Consider the following 18,835-nt stretch of genomic DNA (forward strand, 5'->3'; position numbering starts at 1 on the left):
CGTGAGGTTGGGCGGATCGTCCAGTGGCGCGATCTTCAACGCCCGGCTATTCCCCGCCCTATGGAAAGCCGTTTCCGCATCGAAGACCCCGCCGGCGGCGCCGCCCGTCGCGACGCCGCTGTTCAGCGCCTGCGCGACGAGACCGGTATAGATGAGGCGATGATCGACGCCCTGGTCGAGGGCTTCTACGCCCGCGTCCGTGACGACCGCCTGATCGGCCCGATCTTCGCTGACCGTATCACCGACTGGGCGCCGCACCTGGCGCAGATGAAACTGTTCTGGTCGTCCGTCGCCCTGTCGACCGGGGTCTATCAGGGGCGACCTATGCCGAAACACCTGCCGCTGCCCATCGACGCCCGCCATTTCGATCGCTGGCTGGAGGTTTTCGTCGAGACGGCCCGCGACCTGTGCCCGCCCGTCGCCGCAGACCATTTCATCGAGCGCGCTCGCCGCATCGCGCAAAGCCTGGAGCTTGGGATCGCCACCGCTAGCGGGGTGATGCTGGCCAAGGGCGAACGGTTCGTTCGGCCGACGCAGGCGTGGACGCCGGAGTAGCTTAAGCGGACCTATCTTCGCATGTATGAAAGATGCGGGTGACCAAAGCCTGATCATCGACCAGACGATATCGGATCTCATAGCCGCCCCTACCGAACCGAAGCACCAGACATCGATAACCCTTGGGCGCCGCTCGCCCGATCTGCGGGAAAGCTGCGATGTCCTCAAAGCCCTGCGCCAGCAGGTCCAAGGCGCGATAGGCCGCCGCTCGATCTGCCTCCGCCAGAAAAAGAAATATTCGCTCCCTATCGACGAGAGACAGTCTCGACAGGCGAACCTTGACAGTCACGCCTTGAACTTATCGTCGATCATTTCACGTAACCCGCCCAACCACTCCTCGGGGCTGACGAACTCTCCCGTCCGCTCATATTCGGCAAAGCGACGTTCGTCCTCAGCCCAGTCGGGCTGGGTCCCCAAAGCGATCAAGTCGAGCGCAAAAGCCGTCGGGTCCACGCCCGCCGCCTCAGCCGCCGCCTTCAGCTTGCGGGCCTGATCCTCATCGAGATGGATGTCGAACCCGTCAGCCATGGCGCAACAATATCTCACGCGGACAACAGCTGCAATGTTCGCACATTGTTCTTGCTTCAATCGCGCGATTCATCCCCATATAGCGATGTCGCGCCGGACCCGCCCGGCCCTACCCGCGTTCCCGGACAGCATGACCGAAAAGCACAACTTCATCCGCGTTCGCGGCGCTCGCGAGCATAATCTCAAGGGCGTGGACCTCGACATCCCTCGCGAGCAGCTGGTGGTGATGACCGGGCTGTCGGGCTCGGGCAAATCCTCCCTGGCCTTCGACACCATCTACGCCGAGGGGCAGCGCCGCTATGTCGAAAGCCTGTCGGCCTATGCGCGCCAGTTCCTGGAACTGATGGGCAAACCGGACGTGGACCTGATCGAGGGTCTGTCCCCGGCCATCTCCATCGAACAGAAGACGACGTCCAAGAATCCGCGCTCGACCGTCGGCACGGTGACCGAGATTCACGACTATATGCGCCTGCTGTGGGCGCGGGTCGGCGTGCCCTATTCGCCGGCCACGGGCCTGCCAATCGAAAGCCAGACCATTAGCCAGATGGTCGACAAACTGACGGCCCTGCCGGACGGCGAACGTATCCTACTGCTGGCCCCCGTCGTTCGGGGCCGCAAGGGCGAATACAGGAAGGAAATCGCCGAGTGGCAGCGACAGGGCTTCCAGCGACTGAAGATCGACGGCCAGTTCTATCCCATCGACGAAGCCCCGACGCTGGACAAGAAGTTCAAACACGACATCGACATCGTCGTGGACCGGATCGTCACCAAGCCTGATCAGGAAGCCCGCTACGCCGACAGTCTTCAGACCGCGCTCGGCCTGGCCGACGGCATCGCCAACGCCGAGTGGGCCAGCGTGGCCGAGGGCGAGACCGCGCCGCGCAGCCTGCTGTTCTCCGAACGGTTCGCCTGTCCGGTGTCCGGCTTCACCATCTCCGAGATCGAGCCGCGGCTGTTCTCTTTCAACAATCCCTTCGGCGCCTGCCCGGTCTGCGACGGCCTGGGGGTCAAGCTGGCCTTCGACGCCGATCTGGTGATCCCGGATCGCGACAAGAGCCTGCACAAGGGCGCCGTCGCCCCCTGGGCGCGCGGCCCCTCGCCTCTCTATACCCAGACGCTGCAGTCGCTCAGCCGCCACTACGGCTTCTCGATGGACGTGGCTTGGCGCGAGCTTCCAGCTTCGGCGCACAAGGCCATCCTGTACGGAACCGGCGCCGAAAAGATCAAATTCACCTACGACGACAACGCCCGCAAATACGAGGTCTCCAAGCCGTTCGAGGGCGTGCTGCCGAACCTGGAGCGCCGCTGGCGCGAGACCGACAGCGCCTGGGTGCGCGAGGAACTGGCCCGCTATCAGTCCGAGACCCCTTGCGACGCCTGCCACGGCAAGCGGCTGAAGCCCGAGGCCCTGGCGGTCAAGGTCGGCGGCGAGGATATCGCCGACATCTCCACCCTGTCGATTTCCAAGGCCTATCTGTGGTTCTCGACCCTGGAAGAGAGTCTGACCGAGAAGCAGATGGAGATCGCCCGGCGCATCCTGAAGGAGATATGCGACCGACTGCGGTTCCTGAACAATGTCGGCCTCGACTATCTGAATCTGTCCCGCTCGTCCGGCACACTGTCAGGCGGCGAGAGCCAGCGCATCCGCCTGGCGTCACAGATCGGCTCGGGCCTAACCGGCGTCCTCTATGTGCTGGACGAGCCCTCCATCGGCCTGCACCAGCGCGACAACACCCGCCTGCTGGAAAGCCTGAAGGGGCTGCGTGACCTGGGCAATTCGGTGCTGGTGGTCGAGCATGACGAGGAAGCCATCCTGACCGCCGACTATGTCATCGACATGGGCCCGGCCGCCGGCGTCCACGGCGGTATGGTCTGCGCCGAGGGCACGCCGGCCGAGGTCATGGCCAATCCCAACAGCCTTACCGGCAAATACCTGACCGGCGAGCGCGAGATCGAAATCCCCGCCGACGGCCGCCGCCCCATCGACCGCAAGCGGATGCTGAAGATCAGCGGCGCCAGCGGCAACAACCTTAAGAGCGTCACGGGCGAGATCCCCGTCGGCGTCTTCACCTGCATCACCGGCGTGTCCGGCGGCGGCAAATCGACCTTCACCATCGAGACCCTGTACAAGGCCGCCGCGCGCCGCCTGAACAATGCGTCCGAGGCCCCCGCCCCCTTCGACCGGATCGAGGGGCTGGAGCATTTCGACAAGGTCATCGACATCGACCAGTCGCCGATCGGCCGCACGCCGCGCTCGAACCCCGCCACCTACACCGGCGCCTTCGGCCCGATCCGCGACTGGTACGCCGGTCTGCCGGAGTCCAAGGCCCGCGGCTACGGCCCCGGCCGGTTCAGCTTCAACGTCAAGGGCGGCCGGTGCGAGGCCTGCCAAGGCGACGGCGTCATTAAGATCGAGATGCACTTCCTGCCCGACGTCTATGTCACCTGCGACGTCTGCAAGGGCAAACGCTACAACCGCGAAACGCTTGAGATCGTGTTCAAGGGCAAGTCCATCTCGGACGTGCTGGACATGACGGTCGAGGAGGCGGCGACCTTCTTCAAGGCCGTGCCGCCGATCCGCGACAAGATGCTGACGCTGGAGCGGGTAGGCCTGGGCTACGTCAAGGTGGGCCAGCCGGCGACCACCCTGTCCGGCGGCGAGGCCCAGCGGGTCAAGCTGTCCAAGGAACTGTCCAAACGCGCCACCGGCCGCACCCTCTATATCCTCGACGAGCCGACCACCGGCCTGCATTTCGAGGACACCCGCAAACTGCTTGAGGTGCTTCAGGAACTGGTCGAGGCCGGCAACACCATCGTGGTGATCGAGCACAATCTCGATGTCATCAAGGTCGCCGACTATCTGCTCGACTTCGGCCCCGAAGGCGGCGACGGCGGCGGAGAGATCGTCGCGGTCGGCACGCCGGAACAGGTGGCCGACAACAGCGCAAGCTGGACCGGCAAATACCTCAAGGAGGTGCTGGACCGGCATGAGACCCGCCGCAAGGCGCGGGTCGCGGCCTTGGGCGGATCGGTCGGCGACTCGGCGGTCGAACCGGTGAAGAAAAAGCGGGCGAAGGCCTCGGCCTAGAAGCCCGGGTCAGGGCTCCAGCGTCGTGGCGCTGGTGACGGCGCCGGTGACGCCGTAGTCCTCGCTGCGTCCGCGCACCGCCAGCACGGTCGAGCCGATCAGCAAGACGGCCGTCGTCACGACACTACCTTCCGGCCCGAAGGCGGCGCCGGTGAGCCACCACGGCAGTTCCGTCCGCGTGGCTAGGTCGAGGATCAGGGGCTTGGTCCTGACCACCTGGCCCGACACCTCCAGGCCGAAACCCAAGCCCAGCAGCCAGTTCCAGGCCGCGTGCCAGCCGCACACGCCCCACAGCGACCCTTCACGGGCGGCGTACAGGCCGATGAAGACGCCGAACAGCATCACGTTCGTCACCCCCATCACCAGTTCTGGCGACGGCTTGATGTTGGCGGCGTGCAACAGGCCGAACAGGCCCGCGCTCAGCCCAATGCCCCAGCCCAACCCATGGCGGGACGTTATGACTTGCATCAGCCAGCCGCGCGTCACGATCTCTTCGGTCGACCCCTGGATGATGAAGCCGAACATCAGCACGATAATGGGTCCGAGAGCCGCCGGTATCGACGGCGCGGTGAAGACGCCGCCGCTCTCGATCCGATAGCCGCCCAGGGCCGCAATCCCGCCCACGACCGCCAGCAGGAAGGCCAAGCCTATGCCATACCCCCGCAGGAAACGCTTCAGGCCCGAGCCGTTGAAACCGATGGTCGCCAGGCCGCGACGTTCGAACAGCGCGACCCAGGCAAGGGTGACTAGGGCGATGACCGCAAACCCTGCGAGCATATAGGCGTTGCCTATCCATCCACCGGCCGGTCCATCCATCGTCATCAGCCCCAGCATGATGCCGGGAACAGCAGTGATGGTCTGGCCCAGGGCGATGAAGACCACCGCCAGCACCAGGGCGGCCGCCGTCCAGGTGCGCCGATGGCGCGGCGTCCTCGGCGCGTAAAGCTCAATCCCCGCCATTTCGTCTTCCCCCTGTTAGTCCCGAACGCTCAGCGTTCCCGAAGTCCCTGCCAAGCCGCCGAAAACGGCGCGTACAGCACCGCCAATTGGAGGGCTGAAAGAACGGCGTTGACCACCGACCACACCAGAATGGCGGGCCAGGCCTGAATCAGGACCTCGACGGTGGTCAGGCCGTCGAAACGCGACAGGCTGGAAACGCCGCCCGTCGCCAGATCGGTTCCCGCGCTGATGATCGTGCCCAGGATGCTGACGACGAAGCTCATAACGACGGCCAGAAGGGCCATGCCCAGAAGGGGCCAGAACTCCCCCTTGGTCGCTGCGAAGGATTCAAACAGGCTGATCTTGCGCCGATCCACCGTGATGGGCACGGCCAGACAGAATTTGACCGACAGCCAGATGCTCAGGCCGATGGCCGCCAGCATAAGAATGAGGGCGAGCAGGAACATCACCGCCTGTCCCGACGCCGCTCCGATCCCGAACAGGACGCCCACAGGCAGGAACAACACCCCGTTGGTCAGACCGAGGATCACAGCGATCGCAACCGTGACCGCCAACACCCGCAATTCGTCCATCCCGAGGCGCAGATAGCCCCAGGCGCTCTCCGTTGGACGTAAGACGGACCGCGCCACCGCCGCGCTGAGCACGGCCCCGACGATCAGGCCCAGGGGCGCGAGCCAGACGAACAGACCCGCATAGGCGCGGCCCAGGGCCATCAGGTCTTCAGGCGACGGGTTCGACGACTGCTCGATCACCTCCGCCGAAGCCATGATCGCCGCCCACTGCCCCGCTCCCAGACCGAACATGCCCAGGAACAGGACCAGATAGGCCAGCCCCCAGAACAGGGCGGTCATCGGGTGGCGACGAACCACCCGGAAACCTTCGAACGCCGCTTCAGTGGCGGAAAAACTCATCACGGACTCCAGACCAGATTCTTCCTAACTCTAGACCATAGCCGCCATCGCGTCTCATCGGGCAAATAAGCGTCAGCCTCCGGAACGCTCGTGCGGCGTCCAGTACTCCAACTGGCGATAGGCGGCGCCGAGGAAACCTGTCGTCAGCGGCGCCTCGAGGCCGCACAGCACAACGGCCCACACGATCCAGCCGACGACGCCCGATAGAAAGCCTCCACCCGCCAGAACCAGCAGCACGACCTTAGGCAGGCCGACGACGACCAGTCCGCCCAGCAACGGCCAGAAACTGCCCTGTGCGATCCCCATGCTGTTCAGTGAGACCATGTGCCCCCGCCCCAGGGTCGCCGGGGCGAACAGCGACAGCCGCACGACCATCACCAGCACGCCATAGAGGGCCAGCAGGGTCACGACCGCCAGCAGCACCAGCTTCCAAACCGGCCCGACAGCCGGCCAGTTCCGCTGGTTGATCGCCTCGGCGTCCAGGCCCGCCATGCCGAACACGGCCAGCAGCAACAGAGCGACGACCGACAGGATCATGGCCATGAAGACCGCGCACAACAGGGCGGCCCCCAGCAGGCGAAACTCGGGCATACGAAACTGCAACCCCGCCGGCCCCAGCCCCAATCGCTTCGCCGCTTGCCGGTCATCGCTGATGGCGATCCGCGTCAGGCCTCCGATCAGCGTCAGGCTCGCGACCAGACCGAAAGGCGCCCAGATCATACTGACCGCCCCCAGCGCCAGCCAGGCCGAACTCCACACCAGAACTCCGACCAGGATCGCGCCCCAGGCGCCCTTCCAGGCGCGTGGAAGCCCGGCGAAGGCCACCGACAGGGCGTCGCCCAGCCGTAGATGACGATGACTGCTCACGCTCACGCCCCCATATCCCCACGCCGACATAGCAGGGGATCATGACATCACGCCAGACGGCGGCTAGAAGGCCGCGATGACTGCTTCCCCCTCTCCTTCCCCCGTTCACGTCATCGGCGGCGGCCTCGCCGGCTCGGAGGCCGCCTGGCAGATCGCCCAGGCCGGCGTGCCCGTCATCCTGCACGAGATGCGCGGCGTGCCCGGCGTGAAGACCGACGCACACCAGACCGACGGCCTGGCCGAACTGGTCTGCTCCAACTCCTTCCGGTCGGACGATTGGGAATACAACGCCGTCGGCCTGTTGCACGCCGAGATGCGGGCGCTGGACTCGATCATCATGGCCTGCGGCGACGTCAATCAGGTGCCGGCGGGCGGCGCCCTGGCCGTGGACCGCGACGCCTTCTCCGAAGCCGTGACGGCGAAACTGACGGCCCATCCGCTGGTCACCATCGTGCGCGAGGAGATCGCGGGCCTGCCGCCGCAGGAGTGGGACAATGTCATCGTCGCCACCGGCCCCCTGACCTCGCCCGCCCTGGCCGAGGCGATCCTGAAGGCGACGGGCGAGGAAAGCCTCAGCTTCTTCGACGCCATCGCCCCCATCGTCCATGCCGACAGCATCGACTTCGACATCGCCTGGCGTCAGTCGCGCTATGACAAGGAAGGCCCGGGCGGAGACGCCGCCGCCTACGTCAACTGCCCGATGGACAAGCCCCAGTACGAGGCCTTCATCGACGCCCTGCTGAACGGCCCCAAGGCCGAGTTCAAGGACTGGGAACACGTCCCCTATTTCGACGGCTGCCTGCCCATCGAAGTCATGGCCGAACGCGGCCGCGAGACCCTGCGTCACGGCCCGATGAAGCCGGTCGGCCTGACCAATCCGCGCGACCCGCTGGTCAAGTCCTACGCCATCGTCCAGCTGCGTCAGGACAATGCGCTGGGTACATTGTTCAACATGGTCGGCTTCCAGACCAAGCTGAAGCACGGGGCTCAGGCCGAGGTCTTCCGCATGATCCCCGGCCTCCAGAACGCCCAATTCGCGCGTCTGGGCGGCCTGCACCGCAACACCTATCTGAACAGCCCCCAGCTGCTGGACAAGCAGCTGCGGCTCAAGGCCATGCCCCGCCTGCGCTTCGCCGGCCAGGTGACCGGCGTCGAAGGCTATGTCGAAAGCGCGGCCATGGGCCTGCTGACCGGCCGCCTCGCCGCCGCCCAGGCTTTGGGCCGCGACCTTGCCGCTCCGCCGCCCGAAACGGCCATGGGCGCCTTGGTTGAACACATCACCGGCGGACATCTGGAAGGCTCGAAATTCCAGCCGATGAACATCAACTACGGCCTCCTGCCCCCGCTGGAGGCGCCCAAGGTCGACGAAGAGGGCAAGAAGATCCCGCTGAAGGAACGCGGCCGGGCCAAGAAGCGTCTGATGAGCATCCGCGCGATGGAGAGCCTGAAAGCGTGGCGGGACGGTGAAAGGCAGGACAATCTGTCCACATGACCGCTTGAGGGAAGAGCCTAAGGATTACTCCATGCCGCAGGCTTCGTCCCTCATCCGCTCTGTGCCGGCCTTGATGCCGCACCCTGCCCTTCCACAGGCCGATTGGGGCGACGCCTTCGCGACGGAAACGACGGCGACCAACGCGCGGGCGGCGCTGAAACAGATGCTGCGGCAGGGCGGCGGTTGGCCGACGGCGTTGTTGGCGTTGCGCAACCGACTGGCGGCCTTGGCCGGCCTCAAGCCAGCGACATTTACGCTTGGCGGCGAGACGGGGTTTCCCGTCGTTTCCGAAACCCCCGACGAAATCGTTCTGGGCTTCAACGACAGCCATCTCGATTTTCGAATTCTGGTCACCCTGCTGCCGACGGCCCCGCGGCAGATGCGGGTCGCGACATTGGTGGATCGTCATGGTTGGGCCGGAAGGGCCTATATCGGTCTAATCGGTCCTGCTCACAAAAGGATCGTCCGCCGTTTGATGGCCCGGCAGATGGAAATCTAGATCCGGCCCCGCAATGTCGCCCAGAGAAGCCGCAGGCGTTTGAGCGGCTCGGGTTCATCCTGCCAGACACATGTCGCCGGGGCGACGGCCGGGAAAGCCTCCGCCGGCAAGCTCTTCAGCGCTGCGTTGGCCTTGGGGCGCCCCGCCTTCGCTTCCTCCGCGCGACCGACCTGCCCCAGCCCCCGCACCCGACCCGCCTCAACCACCTTGTCCGCATGGCCCGACCCGGCCAGCACATGGACCGCCGTCTGCATCGGGCCGACGTAGAAGGCGTCCAGGTCGTGGGGTTGGCCGTGGACGCGGCCGATATGGGCTTCGATCAGGGCGTCGAAGGGGGCGCGGTCCAGGGCGTGGCGGGCGACCAGGTCGGTCAGGGCCTCCAGCACCGGATGGCCCTTGCGGGGGATCCCGGCGAAGACCCCGTCCATCTGCTCGGCCCACCAAGTGTAGCGCATCTCGGCCAGCAGGGGCTGGGTCACCCGCGTGGGGATGGACATCAGCTCGGCCTCGAAGGCGTACAGCGTGATCAGGTCGGCGCGGGCGCGGTCGTCGGCGACCAGGCGGCTGGACAGCCAGCGGTCCAGATCGGCGGCGCGAACCTGGGCGTCAAGACTCGCCGCGACCGTCGCCGCCGGATCAGATTCAGGCGGCACGCGAAACGGCGAAATCCGCCAGGTCTTCCAGGGCCGCGCGCCAGTCGGACGCCGGCAGGACCGACAGGGCGGCCTTGGCCTGATCGGCATAGTCGCCGGCCAGATCCAGAGTCGCGCCGATGGCGCCGGAACCGACGACCAGTTCGCGGGCGCGGGCGAAATCCTCGGGCGTGCGTTCGCCCTTGGTCACGGTCCGCTCCCAGAAATCGTCCTCGCGGCCCCGGGTGCGGGCCACGGCCAGCAGCAGCGGCAGGGTGGCCTTGCCCTCGTTGAAGTCGTCGCCGGCGTTCTTGCCCAGGGCCTCGGCGGTCGCGCCATAATCCAGAGCGTCGTCGGCCAGTTGGAAGGCGATGCCCAGCGCCATGCCATAGTCGCGCAGGGCGGCGGTCGCAGCCGCATCGGCGCCGACGCCCACGGCCCCCGCCTCGGCGGCGGCGGCGAACAGTTCGGCGGTCTTGGCCGAGATAATCTGCAGATAGGTGGCCTGGTCCAGGTTCAGGTCGTGGGCGCGCGTCAGTTGCAGCACCTCCCCTTCCGAGATCACCCGCGACGCCTGGGCCAGGATGCCCAGGGCCCGCATCGAATCGGTCTCGACCATCAATTCGAAGGCGCGGGCGAACAGGAAGTCGCCGACCAGGACGCTGGTCGGCGCGCCCCAGATCAGGTGGGCCGCGACCTTGCCGCGACGCAGTTCAGACGCATCGACGATGTCGTCGTGCAACAGGGTGGCGGTGTGAATGAACTCGACCGCAGCGGCCAGCTTCTTGGGCGAGAGGATATCGCCCTGCGCGCCAGACGCCCTTGCAGCGGCGACCGTCAGCAGGGGCCGCAAACGCTTGCCGCCGGCCGAAACCAGGTGTTCGGCCAGTTTGGGAATGATCGGCACATCGGATTGCATCCGATCGATGATCAACGCATCCACCTCGGCCATGTCGGATCCGGCCAGCCGGACGAGGGCGTTCACATCCCCCTTCGGACGGGGAGAGGCGGCGAGGACTGCGTCCAAGGGATACTCTTTCACACGTCGCGCGACGTCCGCCGCGCAGCTAATTCCGACCGCGTCCGCTTGCCGGATCGCGATGGCGCGCACAATGGTGATCGACCCCCGGAGGGTCAAGGAGATTGAGGTTTGGACACGGTCCCCGCCGCGCCGGAAGTCGTGGAGAACGCCCTGCTGAACGGCCGCGTGCGCTTGCGGCAACCCGCACGGGGTTATCGAGCGGGCATGGACGCCGCCCTGCTGGCCGCCGCCGTCGCGCCCAGGCGAGGCGAGCGGCTGTTCGAGGCGGGCTGCGGCGCCGGGGGCGTGCTGATGCAGATCGCCGCACGTCACGAAGGGGCTTCGCTGACGGGGCTGGAGCGCGATTCGCTCGCCGCTGATCTGGCGCGCGAGAATGCGGCGCTGAACGGGTTTGGGGATCGCACGACCATCCTGACCGGCGACGTGGCGGCGGGGTTCCGAGCCCTGGACCTGACGCCCTTCGACTGGGCCGTGTCGAACCCGCCCTTCTTCGACGATCCCGGCGCCCTGCGCGCGCCGGCGCCGGGCAAACAGGGCGCCTGGATGGCCGACGACGGCCTGTCCGCCTGGACCGGCCTGCTGCTGAAAGCGGTGCGCGAGGGGGGCCGGATCGTGATCATCCACCGGGCCGACCGTCTGGCGGACCTGCTGGCCCTGCTGGGCGAAAAGGCCGGGTCCTTCGCCATCCGCCCGGTCCAGCCGTTCGCCGACCAACCGGCCAAGCGGGTGCTGGTCCAGGCGATCAAGACCGGCAAGGCGCCCCTGCGCCTGCTGCCGCCCCTGGTGCTGCACGACCGTTCCGGGGCGAAACACACGCCCGAGGCCGAGGCGATCCTGAGGGGCGAGGCGGCGCTGGATTGGTGAGCGTCTGACGCCCTGTCGTAAAAACAGGGTGACAAAGCGCCAAAAGCGCCAAACCGCCAAAGCGACAGACTATGCATTGAGATGGCGCCGTCGTGGGTCATGGGGCGCATTTTACGGGCGCGGCGAACCCCGGTGGGAACGACGGCGCAAGAAACAGGCAAGCGGTTGAAAACCCTGGGACGGAACCAGCGTCATTGTGCGCGATGGGGCCCACCGACTCTCCTTCTCCCCTTGCGGGAGAAGGTGGCCCGAAGGGCCGGATGAGGGGTCCGCCGGTGGGCCAGTTCGCACCACCGCGCCCCTCACCCTTTCGCGCAAGACCGATCGCTGACGCTCTCGGGCGCTCAAGCCCTCTCCCGGCGGGAGAGGGTCGGTTTACCTAGATCAACCCCGCCAACGGCGACGACGGGTCCGCATACATCCGCTTCGGCATCCGCCCCGCCAGATAGGCGTCGCGCCCCGCGATCACCGCATGCTTCATCGCCCGCGCCATCCTGATCGGATCCTTGGCCCCGGCGATGGCGGTGTTCATCAGCACGGCGTCGCAGCCCAGCTCCATCGCCCGGGTCGCGTCCGAGGCCGTACCCACGCCAGCGTCCACCAGAACCGGCACCTTGGCCTGTTCGACGATCAGCCGCACATTGACCTCGTTCTGGATGCCCAGGCCTGAGCCGATCGGCGCGGCGGCCGGCATGATGGCGGCGGCCCCGGCGTCTTCCAGCCGCTTGGCCATGACCACGTCGTCGGTGCAATAGACCATGACGTCGAACCCGTCCTTGATCAGCAGGTCCAGCGCCCGCAACGTCTCGATCATGTCGGGATAGAGGTGGGCGGTGTTGGACAGCACCTCCAGCTTGACCAGGCTCCATCCCCCCGCCTCGCGCGCCAGGCGCAGGGTCCGCACCGCATCCTCGCCGGTGAAACAGCCGGCGGTGTTGGGCAGGAAGGTGAACCGGTCGGGCTTCACATAGTCGACCAGCATCGGCTGGTTGGGATCGGTCAGATTCACCCGGCGCACGGCCACGGTCACGATCTCGGCCCCCGCCGCCTCGGCGGCGGCGGCGTTCTGGGCATAGTCGGCGTATTTGCCGGTGCCCACGATCAGGCGCGAGGTAAAGGTGCGGCCGGCGACGGACCAGGTTTCGGGTGCTGTATCGGTCATGGGTGGTGACCTAGTCCTGTCGGGGACGATGCGAAAGGGCGGATCGATCACGCCGCGTTGCGAGATGGGCCCCGATGGACTAGACTAAGTGGACTAAGTTCACCCGGAGCGACACATGGAAACGGTCAACGTCCACGAGGCCAAGACCCACCTGTCGCGCCTGCTGGACCGTGCGGCCAAGGGTGAAACCATCACCATCGCCAAGGCGGGCAAGCCCGTGGCCAAACTGGTCCCCATTGAAGAGACGCCGATCGACACTTCGCGTCGGTTCGGTTTCATGCGCGGCCAGATGAAAATTCCCGACGACTTCGACACCATGGGTCAGGCCGAAATCGAGGCGATGTTCTATGGCGAAGGCGTTCACGAGGGCGACGACGGCCAATGAGGCTGTTGATCGACACCCACCTGCTGCTCTGGGCGTCGGAGGATCGTGCACGGCTTCCCGTCAAGGCGGAAGCCTTGATGGCCGATCCCGACAATCAACTGGTGTTCAGCGCGGTCAATATCTGGGAGGTCGTCGTCAAGCACGGCCTGAAGCGACCTGACTTCGACGTGGACGCCCTGGTCTTCCGCCGCCAGTTGCTGGACGCGGGTTATGAGGAAATTCCGGTGACCAGCCTGCACGCGCTGGAACTGGCAGGATTGCCGCTGATCCACCGCGACCCGTTCGACCGGCTGCTTATCGCCCAGGCCATGGCCGAAGGCATGCGACTGCTGACGGCCGACCGGCAGATCGCCTTCTACCCCGGCCCCATCCTCAAGGTCTGATCACCCGCCGCCGACGAACTGGACCAGTTCGATCCGGTCCCCCTCGGCCAGGGCGGTGACGGCGTGCAGCGACCGGGGCACGATCTCCAGATTACGCTCGACCGCCACCTTGCGGGGGTCCAGCGCTAGTTCCTGGACCAGTTCCGTCACGGTCGTCGCATAGACCTCGCGTGGATCGCCGTTGACTTGGATATGCAAACCGTCTGCCTCGATGTCGTAAATGCGCGGGGTGAAAGGGTTGGCTTTCACTCCGGCGGTTGAGCCCCTGACATAGCGCGTTTCGGCGCTGGGGCATGCGTAACTCTTGCTCCTATTATTCGTCATCCTCGGGTCAAGCCCGAGGATGACGCGGGCGAGAGACGCTACCGACCCAAGCGCGCGAGACACGACCCGCCTGTCGAGTGCGCCGCCCCCGCCGCTATAGCCTCACACCGACGTCTCCAGACATATTGCCTCGGCCGTAAGTGATGGCCCGCAGTATCCATTCGGCCGGACCCAGCTCATGCAAGCGCAGCCACCAGATGCTGAAAAGGGCGGTAATGATCCAGATCGCGATGCAGACGCCAAACAGCGAAGCGTAGCCGAGCACTCCGACGAAGCCAAAGCCGTAAAAGAGCAAGGACGTCAGGATGGACTGCAGGCAGTAGGCAGTCAGGGCCAGCCTCCCGAGCGCTTGTAGCGGACCAAACCTGCTGGCTTGCCCTGCTTTGACGATCAGAACGATCAGCGAAACATAGCCCAGGGTCAGAGCCAATCTTGCAGGCTCGAACAGGAGGGACCGCGCCCACGACACTGCGGGGACGACCCGCGATACGTCAATCTCGAAGCCCGTCCTTGCGGCCCACGCGAAGTCCGCGCCGCGAACGAGAAGACCGAAACCGCAGCCGAGCATCAGGACGAGCCAGTAGACGCGAGGCTTCGCATCTCCGGTGAGGTAGCCTGATCGGTAGAGCGCCATGCCGAGGAGCATAAAGCCAAGACTCTCAGCCACACCCCACCAGCTGTAGACCCCAAGGTGACGGGCGGACCAGCCGGCCCAGCTCCAGTGGAAAACGGCGCCCATCCCCGTGCGCTGAACGATCTCCGTGGCCAGGTCCTCTTTCGATGGATAGTTGGCGGCCTTGGCCTGCCGCACGGACTCGAGCGCGCCTTCCTGCGCTTCTGTAAGCGGCTTGCCCTCTGCCTGCTGCGCTTCAGCAACCGCAGCGGCTTGAAATCCACGAACCGTCTGAGCCGTATCGTAGGTGCGAAACGCGCTTAGCCCGATCATGATGACAATGGCCCAGAGCCAAAGTACCCGCGGTCGAGCGCTTCTGAAGGCCAACAGCATCATCCCTGCGATCCCGTAGGTCCACAGAATCTCCCCTGGCCACAGGAAGATCGCGAACTGCACGACCCCGAATAGTAGAAGCGCTAAACATCTACGCGACCAGGCTTCCATCGGCGCCGCGCGACCTTCTGGGCCTTCGGATTGGCGAAGCATGAGCAGCATGCCTGCACCGAATAGAAGAGTGAACAGACCCCGCATCGGTCCCTGAAGCAGCACATGCTGGAGCGACCAGGCGATCCAATCGGCGTTCAGCTGCATCGGAAAGTCGCGTCCTTCCCGCGATCCCACTGCACCCATAACGATTATGTTCACGGGAAGGATACCGCAAACCGCAATACCTCGAAGCACGTCGAGAAGAACGATTCGATGGGCTGCGGCCGTTGGCCTCGCAGTCGCGAGTGTTTGATCCGTCATCGCTCCCCCCCCCCAGCACTCAAAGACCACCACTGACGCCGTACGCGCGCAGGACGTCAAGTCACGCGTGACACGGATCAGGCTCGAGCTCTGCTTGCGGAATTCGGCGAACAGCCTGCGTCTGCTCCCCCGCTGAACGGGCCTCCAAACCGTCCGCTTTTCGTCTCTTCCATTGACTTAATGGCCTGACAGCCTGGAAAGCCGTTGACGCCCGCGCGGATGACGTTAGGTCAAGCCGTTTCGACGCTGCGCTTTGACCCGCGCCGCGCCTAAGCTACAAGGCCGCCCCTGAACCGTCAGAGGTCGCCCGATTCCGGAGCCTCGATTCGAGAACCGATGTCCGACACGTCCGTCATCTATGTGCTGAACGGCCCCAACCTGAACCTGCTCGGGGTTCGGGAGCCGGAGATCTATGGCCGCGATACTCTGGCGGACATCGAACAGCGCTGCGTGACGGCGGCGGCGGGCGAGGCGCAGATCGTGTTCCGCCAGACCAACCATGAAGGCGTGCTGGTCGACTGGATCCAGGAGGCGCGTGAGAAGGCGCAGGCCCTGATCATCAATCCGGCGGCCTATGGCCACACCTCGGTCGCCCTGCACGACGCGCTGAAGACCCTGACCATACCGGTGATCGAGCTTCATCTGTCCAATCCGGCGGCGCGCGAGGCGTTTCGCCATCACTCCTATGTGTCGTCCGCGGCGACCGGCGTCATCGCCGGCTTCGGCGCGGCCGGCTATGAACTGGCCGTCCAGGCGGCTCTTACCAAGGTTCGGGAACGCGCCTGAGGGCCGACCCGTTCGCATTCCAAGACGAAAGACAAAGGCGCACCCCAATGGCCGATGACAAGAAACACGCCGAGATCGACGCCGCCCTGGTTCGCCAGCTGGCCGAGATTCTGAACGAAACCGACCTGACCGAGGTCGAGGTCGAGCGCGGCGAGCTGCGCATCCGCGTGGCCCGCGAAATCACCATGCACGCCGCCCCGGTCCAGTACGCCGCCGCCCCGGCGCCGGCCGCCGCGCCCGCAGCCGCCGCCGCTCCGGTCTCCATGCCGTCGGACCCGGCCACCATCGTCGCCCGCGCCGGCGAAGAGGTGAAGTCGCCGATGGTCGGCACCGCCTATCTGCAGGCCTCGCCCGAGGCCGCGCCCTTCATCCAGGCCGGCGACAAGGTCAAGAAGGGCCAGACCCTGCTGATCGTCGAGGCCATGAAGACCATGAACCCGATCCAGGCCCCGCGCGACGGCGTCGTGGTCGAGATCCTGGTCGGCGACGCCCAGCCGGTCGAATACGGCGAGCCCCTCGTCCTGCTCGAGGGCTAAGCCATGTTCACGAAAGTCCTGATCGCCAACCGCGGCGAGATCGCGCTGCGCATCCACCGCGCGTGCAAGGAGATGGGCATCTCCACCGTCGCCGTGCACTCGGAAGCCGACCGCGGCGCCATGTGGGTGCGGCTGGCCGACGAAAGCGTCTGCATCGGCCCCGCCTCGGCGGCCAAGTCGTATCTGAACATCCCCTCGATCATCGCGGCGGCCGAGATCACCGGCGCCCAGGCGATCCACCCCGGTTACGGCTTCCTGTCCGAGAACGCCCGCTTCGCCGAGATCGTCGAAGCCCACGGCATGACCTTCATCGGTCCCAAGCCCGAACATATCCGGGTCATGGGCGACAAGATCAGCGCCAAACAGACCGTCATGGACGCCGGCATCCCGGTGGTCCCCGGCTCCAAGGGCGAGGTCGAGACCGTCGAGGCGGCCATCGAGGCCTCCAAGACCATCGGCTTCCCCCTGATCGTCAAGGCGGCGGCGGGCGGCGGCGGACGCGGCATGAAGGTGGCCCTGACGGCTGATGATCTGGTCGAGGCGGTCCAGACCGCCCAGTCCGAGGCCAAGGCCGCCTTCGGCAATGGCGCCGTCTATATGGAGCGCTATCTCCAGAAGCCCCGCCACATCGAGATCCAGGTCATCGCCGACAGCCATGGCAATGTCGTGCACCTGGGCGAACGCGACTGCTCGCTGCAACGCCGTCACCAGAAGGTGCTGGAAGAGGCCCCCTCGCCCGCCCTGTCGGCCGAGGGTCGCAAGCAGATCGGCGAGACGGTCAACAAGGCCATCGCCGCCATCGGCTATCTGGGCGTCGGCACCATCGAGTTCCTGTGGGAGGACGGCGAGTTCTTCTTCATCGAGATGAACACCCGCCTGCAAGTCGAGCATCCGGTTACGGAAATGATCACGGGCGTGGACCTGGTGCGCGAACAGGTTCGTATCGCCGCCGGCCTGCCCCTGTCCTTCACCCAGGAGGACATCAGCTTCGAAGGCCACGCCATCGAGGTGCGGATCAACGCCGAGAACCCCGAGACCTTCACCCCCTCGCCGGGCAAGATCACCGACTTCCACGCCCCCGGCGGCCTGGGCGTGCGTCTGGATAGCGCCATCTACGCCGGCTATTCGATCCCGCCCTATTACGACAGCCTGATCGGCAAGCTGATCGTCCACGGCCGCGACCGCGAAGAGGCCATTGCGCGCCTGAAGCGCTCGCTGAACGAGATCGTCATCGGCGGCGTCGACACCACCATCCCCCTGTTCCAGAAGCTGTTGCAGGAGCCCGACATCCTGTCCGGCGACTATGACATCCACTGGCTGGAGAAATGGGCCGCCCGTCAGAAGGGCGACGCCTGAACCTAGCGTGATCAGAGGAACCGGCCCATGCGTATCGCGGTGTTTGCGACCAAGGCCTATGACCGCCGGTTCCTCGACCTGGCCAACGCCGAGTTCGGCCACGACCTGAGCTGGTTCGAGGCGCGGCTGGACGAGACCACCGCGCCCCTGGCCGACGGTTTCGACGCCGTCTGCGTCTTCGTCAACGACCGGCTGGACGCCCCCGCTCTGACCCGACTGGCGCAAGGCGGGGTGCGCGCCGTGGCCCTGCGCTGCGCCGGCTACAACAACGTCGATCTGCGCACCGCCGAGGCCCTGGGCCTGACCGTCATCCGCGTGCCCGCCTATTCGCCCGAAGCGGTCGCCGAGTTCACCCTGGGCCTGCTGCTGGCGATGAACCGCAACATCCCCCGCGCCTCGGCCCGGGTGCGCGAGAACAACTTCGCCCTGGACGGCCTGATCGGCCGCAACCTGTCGGGACGAACGGCCGGGGTGGTCGGCTCGGGCCGGATCGGCGCCCTGGTGGCGCGGGCGTTGAAACTGGGGTTCGGGTGCGAGGTGTTGGCCCATGATGTGGTCGAGGATCCGGCCCTGACCGAGATCGGCGTCCGCTACGTGGATCGCGAGACCCTGCTGCGCCAGTCCGACATCATCAGCCTGCACTGCCCGCTGACGCCCGATACGCGCCACCTGATCGACGGCCCGACCCTGGCGGCGGCGCGGCCGCGGGTGATGATCGTCAACACCAGCCGGGGCGCCCTGATCGACACCCAGGCCCTGATCGATGCGTTGAAGAGCCATCGTGTGGGCGGCGTCGCCCTGGACGTCTATGAGCAGGAAGGCGACCTGTTCTTCGAGGACCTGTCGAACGAGATCATTCAGGACGACGTGTTCCAGCGCCTGCTGACCTTCCCCAATGTCCTGGTCACCGGCCACCAGGCCTTCCTGACCGAAGAGGCGCTGACGGCCATCGCCGTGACCACCCTGTCGGGCCTGGCTGAGATCGAGGCTGGGCGCCCCCCCGCCAATCGCGTCACCGCCGACCAGATCCGTCCCGCCCCGTGAA

General features: G+C 66.1%; 21 protein-coding genes. 11 read left to right on the plus strand and 10 right to left on the minus strand.

The features are described 5' to 3' along the window. Window positions 1-60 precede the first annotated feature (60 nt). Window positions 61-555: a group III truncated hemoglobin gene (locus ACW177_RS11910; RefSeq protein ID WP_492025906.1), complete on the plus strand. Its 495-nt coding sequence runs from the start codon at window positions 61-63 to the stop codon at window positions 553-555. A gap of 1 nt (window position 556) precedes the next feature. Here the strand turns inward: ACW177_RS11910 and ACW177_RS11915 are convergent, their stop codons facing one another. Beyond that, window positions 557-844, minus strand: a complete 288-nt coding sequence (locus ACW177_RS11915; RefSeq protein ID WP_492025907.1) for a type II toxin-antitoxin system RelE/ParE family toxin — start codon at window positions 842-844, stop codon at window positions 557-559. Next, entirely contained in the window at window positions 841-1,083 is a 243-nt protein-coding gene (locus ACW177_RS11920; protein ID WP_492025908.1) for a hypothetical protein, read from the minus strand. Before ACW177_RS11920 ends, ACW177_RS11915 begins: the two co-directional genes overlap by 4 nt. Window positions 1,084-1,213: 130 nt before the next feature. Between ACW177_RS11920 and uvrA the strand changes: the two genes are divergently transcribed. Then, window positions 1,214-4,171, plus strand: a complete 2,958-nt coding sequence (gene uvrA / locus ACW177_RS11925; RefSeq protein ID WP_492025909.1) for an excinuclease ABC subunit UvrA — start codon at window positions 1,214-1,216, stop codon at window positions 4,169-4,171. Between the two features lie 9 nt (window positions 4,172-4,180). Here uvrA and ACW177_RS11930 read toward each other — a convergent pair whose 3' ends face one another. From ACW177_RS11930 to ACW177_RS11940, 3 genes are all read right to left on the minus strand, one after another. After that, complete coding sequence (locus ACW177_RS11930; RefSeq protein WP_492025910.1) at window positions 4,181-5,131, minus strand: CPBP family intramembrane glutamic endopeptidase; 951 nt, start codon at window positions 5,129-5,131, stop codon at window positions 4,181-4,183. 29 nt (window positions 5,132-5,160) lie between these two features. Beyond that, complete coding sequence (locus ACW177_RS11935; RefSeq protein WP_492025911.1) at window positions 5,161-6,042, minus strand: hypothetical protein; 882 nt, start codon at window positions 6,040-6,042, stop codon at window positions 5,161-5,163. Between the two features lie 72 nt (window positions 6,043-6,114). Then, on the minus strand, window positions 6,115-6,909 hold the full coding sequence (locus tag ACW177_RS11940) for a hypothetical protein (protein WP_492025912.1): 795 nt from the start codon (window positions 6,907-6,909) through the stop codon (window positions 6,115-6,117). A 76-nt stretch (window positions 6,910-6,985) separates the two neighbouring features. Between ACW177_RS11940 and trmFO the strand changes: the two genes are divergently transcribed. Both trmFO and ACW177_RS11950 read left to right on the plus strand, forming a co-directional pair. After that, window positions 6,986-8,401: a methylenetetrahydrofolate--tRNA-(uracil(54)-C(5))-methyltransferase (FADH(2)-oxidizing) TrmFO gene (trmFO, locus tag ACW177_RS11945; RefSeq protein ID WP_492025913.1), complete on the plus strand. Its 1,416-nt coding sequence runs from the start codon at window positions 6,986-6,988 to the stop codon at window positions 8,399-8,401. A 31-nt stretch (window positions 8,402-8,432) separates the two neighbouring features. Further along, complete coding sequence (locus tag ACW177_RS11950) at window positions 8,433-8,900, plus strand: DUF2867 domain-containing protein (protein ID WP_492025914.1); 468 nt, start codon at window positions 8,433-8,435, stop codon at window positions 8,898-8,900. Here ACW177_RS11950 and ACW177_RS11955 read toward each other — a convergent pair. Together ACW177_RS11955 and ACW177_RS11960 are read right to left on the minus strand one after the other, a co-directional pair. After that, window positions 8,897-9,553 (minus strand): squalene/phytoene synthase family protein, encoded by a 657-nt coding sequence (locus ACW177_RS11955; protein ID WP_492025915.1) that lies wholly within the window; start codon window positions 9,551-9,553, stop codon window positions 8,897-8,899. The genes ACW177_RS11950 and ACW177_RS11955 overlap by 4 nt on opposite strands. Then, window positions 9,543-10,559, minus strand: a complete 1,017-nt coding sequence (locus tag ACW177_RS11960) for a polyprenyl synthetase family protein (protein WP_492025916.1) — start codon at window positions 10,557-10,559, stop codon at window positions 9,543-9,545. Before ACW177_RS11960 ends, ACW177_RS11955 begins: the two co-directional genes overlap by 11 nt. A 123-nt stretch (window positions 10,560-10,682) precedes the next feature. Here ACW177_RS11960 and ACW177_RS11965 point away from each other — a divergent pair, with 123 nt between their 5' ends. Beyond that, window positions 10,683-11,438, plus strand: coding sequence for a tRNA1(Val) (adenine(37)-N6)-methyltransferase (locus tag ACW177_RS11965; protein WP_492025917.1), 756 nt, complete (start codon window positions 10,683-10,685; stop codon window positions 11,436-11,438). Window positions 11,439-11,817: 379 nt separating this feature from the next. Here the strand turns inward: ACW177_RS11965 and ACW177_RS11970 are convergent, their stop codons facing one another. Further along, window positions 11,818-12,600 carry a HisA/HisF-related TIM barrel protein gene (locus ACW177_RS11970; RefSeq protein WP_035305070.1) on the minus strand — a complete coding sequence of 261 codons (783 nt, stop codon included), beginning with the start codon at window positions 12,598-12,600 and terminating at the stop codon, window positions 11,818-11,820. A gap of 115 nt (window positions 12,601-12,715) precedes the next feature. On the opposite strand from ACW177_RS11970, the gene ACW177_RS11975 reads away from it, so the two are divergent. Continuing rightward, window positions 12,716-12,985, plus strand: coding sequence for a type II toxin-antitoxin system Phd/YefM family antitoxin (locus ACW177_RS11975; protein ID WP_492025918.1), 270 nt, complete (start codon window positions 12,716-12,718; stop codon window positions 12,983-12,985). Between the two features lie 5 nt (window positions 12,986-12,990). Continuing rightward, the gene (locus ACW177_RS11980; protein WP_492025919.1) at window positions 12,991-13,368 is read left to right on the plus strand and encodes a type II toxin-antitoxin system VapC family toxin; all 378 of its coding nucleotides are present in this window, start codon (window positions 12,991-12,993) and stop codon (window positions 13,366-13,368) included. Here ACW177_RS11980 and thiS read toward each other — a convergent pair whose 3' ends face one another. Next, complete coding sequence (thiS, locus tag ACW177_RS11985) at window positions 13,369-13,566, minus strand: sulfur carrier protein ThiS (RefSeq protein WP_492025920.1); 198 nt, start codon at window positions 13,564-13,566, stop codon at window positions 13,369-13,371. 220 nt (window positions 13,567-13,786) lie between these two features. Beyond that, window positions 13,787-14,956 (minus strand): DUF418 domain-containing protein, encoded by a 1,170-nt coding sequence (locus ACW177_RS11990; protein ID WP_492025921.1) that lies wholly within the window; start codon window positions 14,954-14,956, stop codon window positions 13,787-13,789. A gap of 492 nt (window positions 14,957-15,448) precedes the next feature. Here ACW177_RS11990 and aroQ point away from each other — a divergent pair, with 492 nt between their 5' ends. The 4 genes from aroQ to ACW177_RS12010 are packed head-to-tail and all read left to right on the plus strand — an operon-like array spanning window position 15,449 to window position 18,834. Continuing rightward, window positions 15,449-15,898 (plus strand): type II 3-dehydroquinate dehydratase, encoded by a 450-nt coding sequence (aroQ, locus tag ACW177_RS11995; RefSeq protein ID WP_492025922.1) that lies wholly within the window; start codon window positions 15,449-15,451, stop codon window positions 15,896-15,898. Window positions 15,899-15,945: 47 nt separating this feature from the next. Then, on the plus strand, window positions 15,946-16,434 hold the full coding sequence (gene accB, locus ACW177_RS12000) for an acetyl-CoA carboxylase biotin carboxyl carrier protein (RefSeq protein WP_492025923.1): 489 nt from the start codon (window positions 15,946-15,948) through the stop codon (window positions 16,432-16,434). 3 nt (window positions 16,435-16,437) lie between these two features. Next, complete coding sequence (gene accC / locus ACW177_RS12005; protein ID WP_492025924.1) at window positions 16,438-17,790, plus strand: acetyl-CoA carboxylase biotin carboxylase subunit; 1,353 nt, start codon at window positions 16,438-16,440, stop codon at window positions 17,788-17,790. A gap of 27 nt (window positions 17,791-17,817) precedes the next feature. Continuing rightward, window positions 17,818-18,834 carry a 2-hydroxyacid dehydrogenase gene (locus ACW177_RS12010; RefSeq protein ID WP_492025925.1) on the plus strand — a complete coding sequence of 339 codons (1,017 nt, stop codon included), beginning with the start codon at window positions 17,818-17,820 and terminating at the stop codon, window positions 18,832-18,834. Window position 18,835: the final 1 nt, after the last annotated feature.

The organism is Brevundimonas sp. AVps23W, from assembly GCF_058681395.1.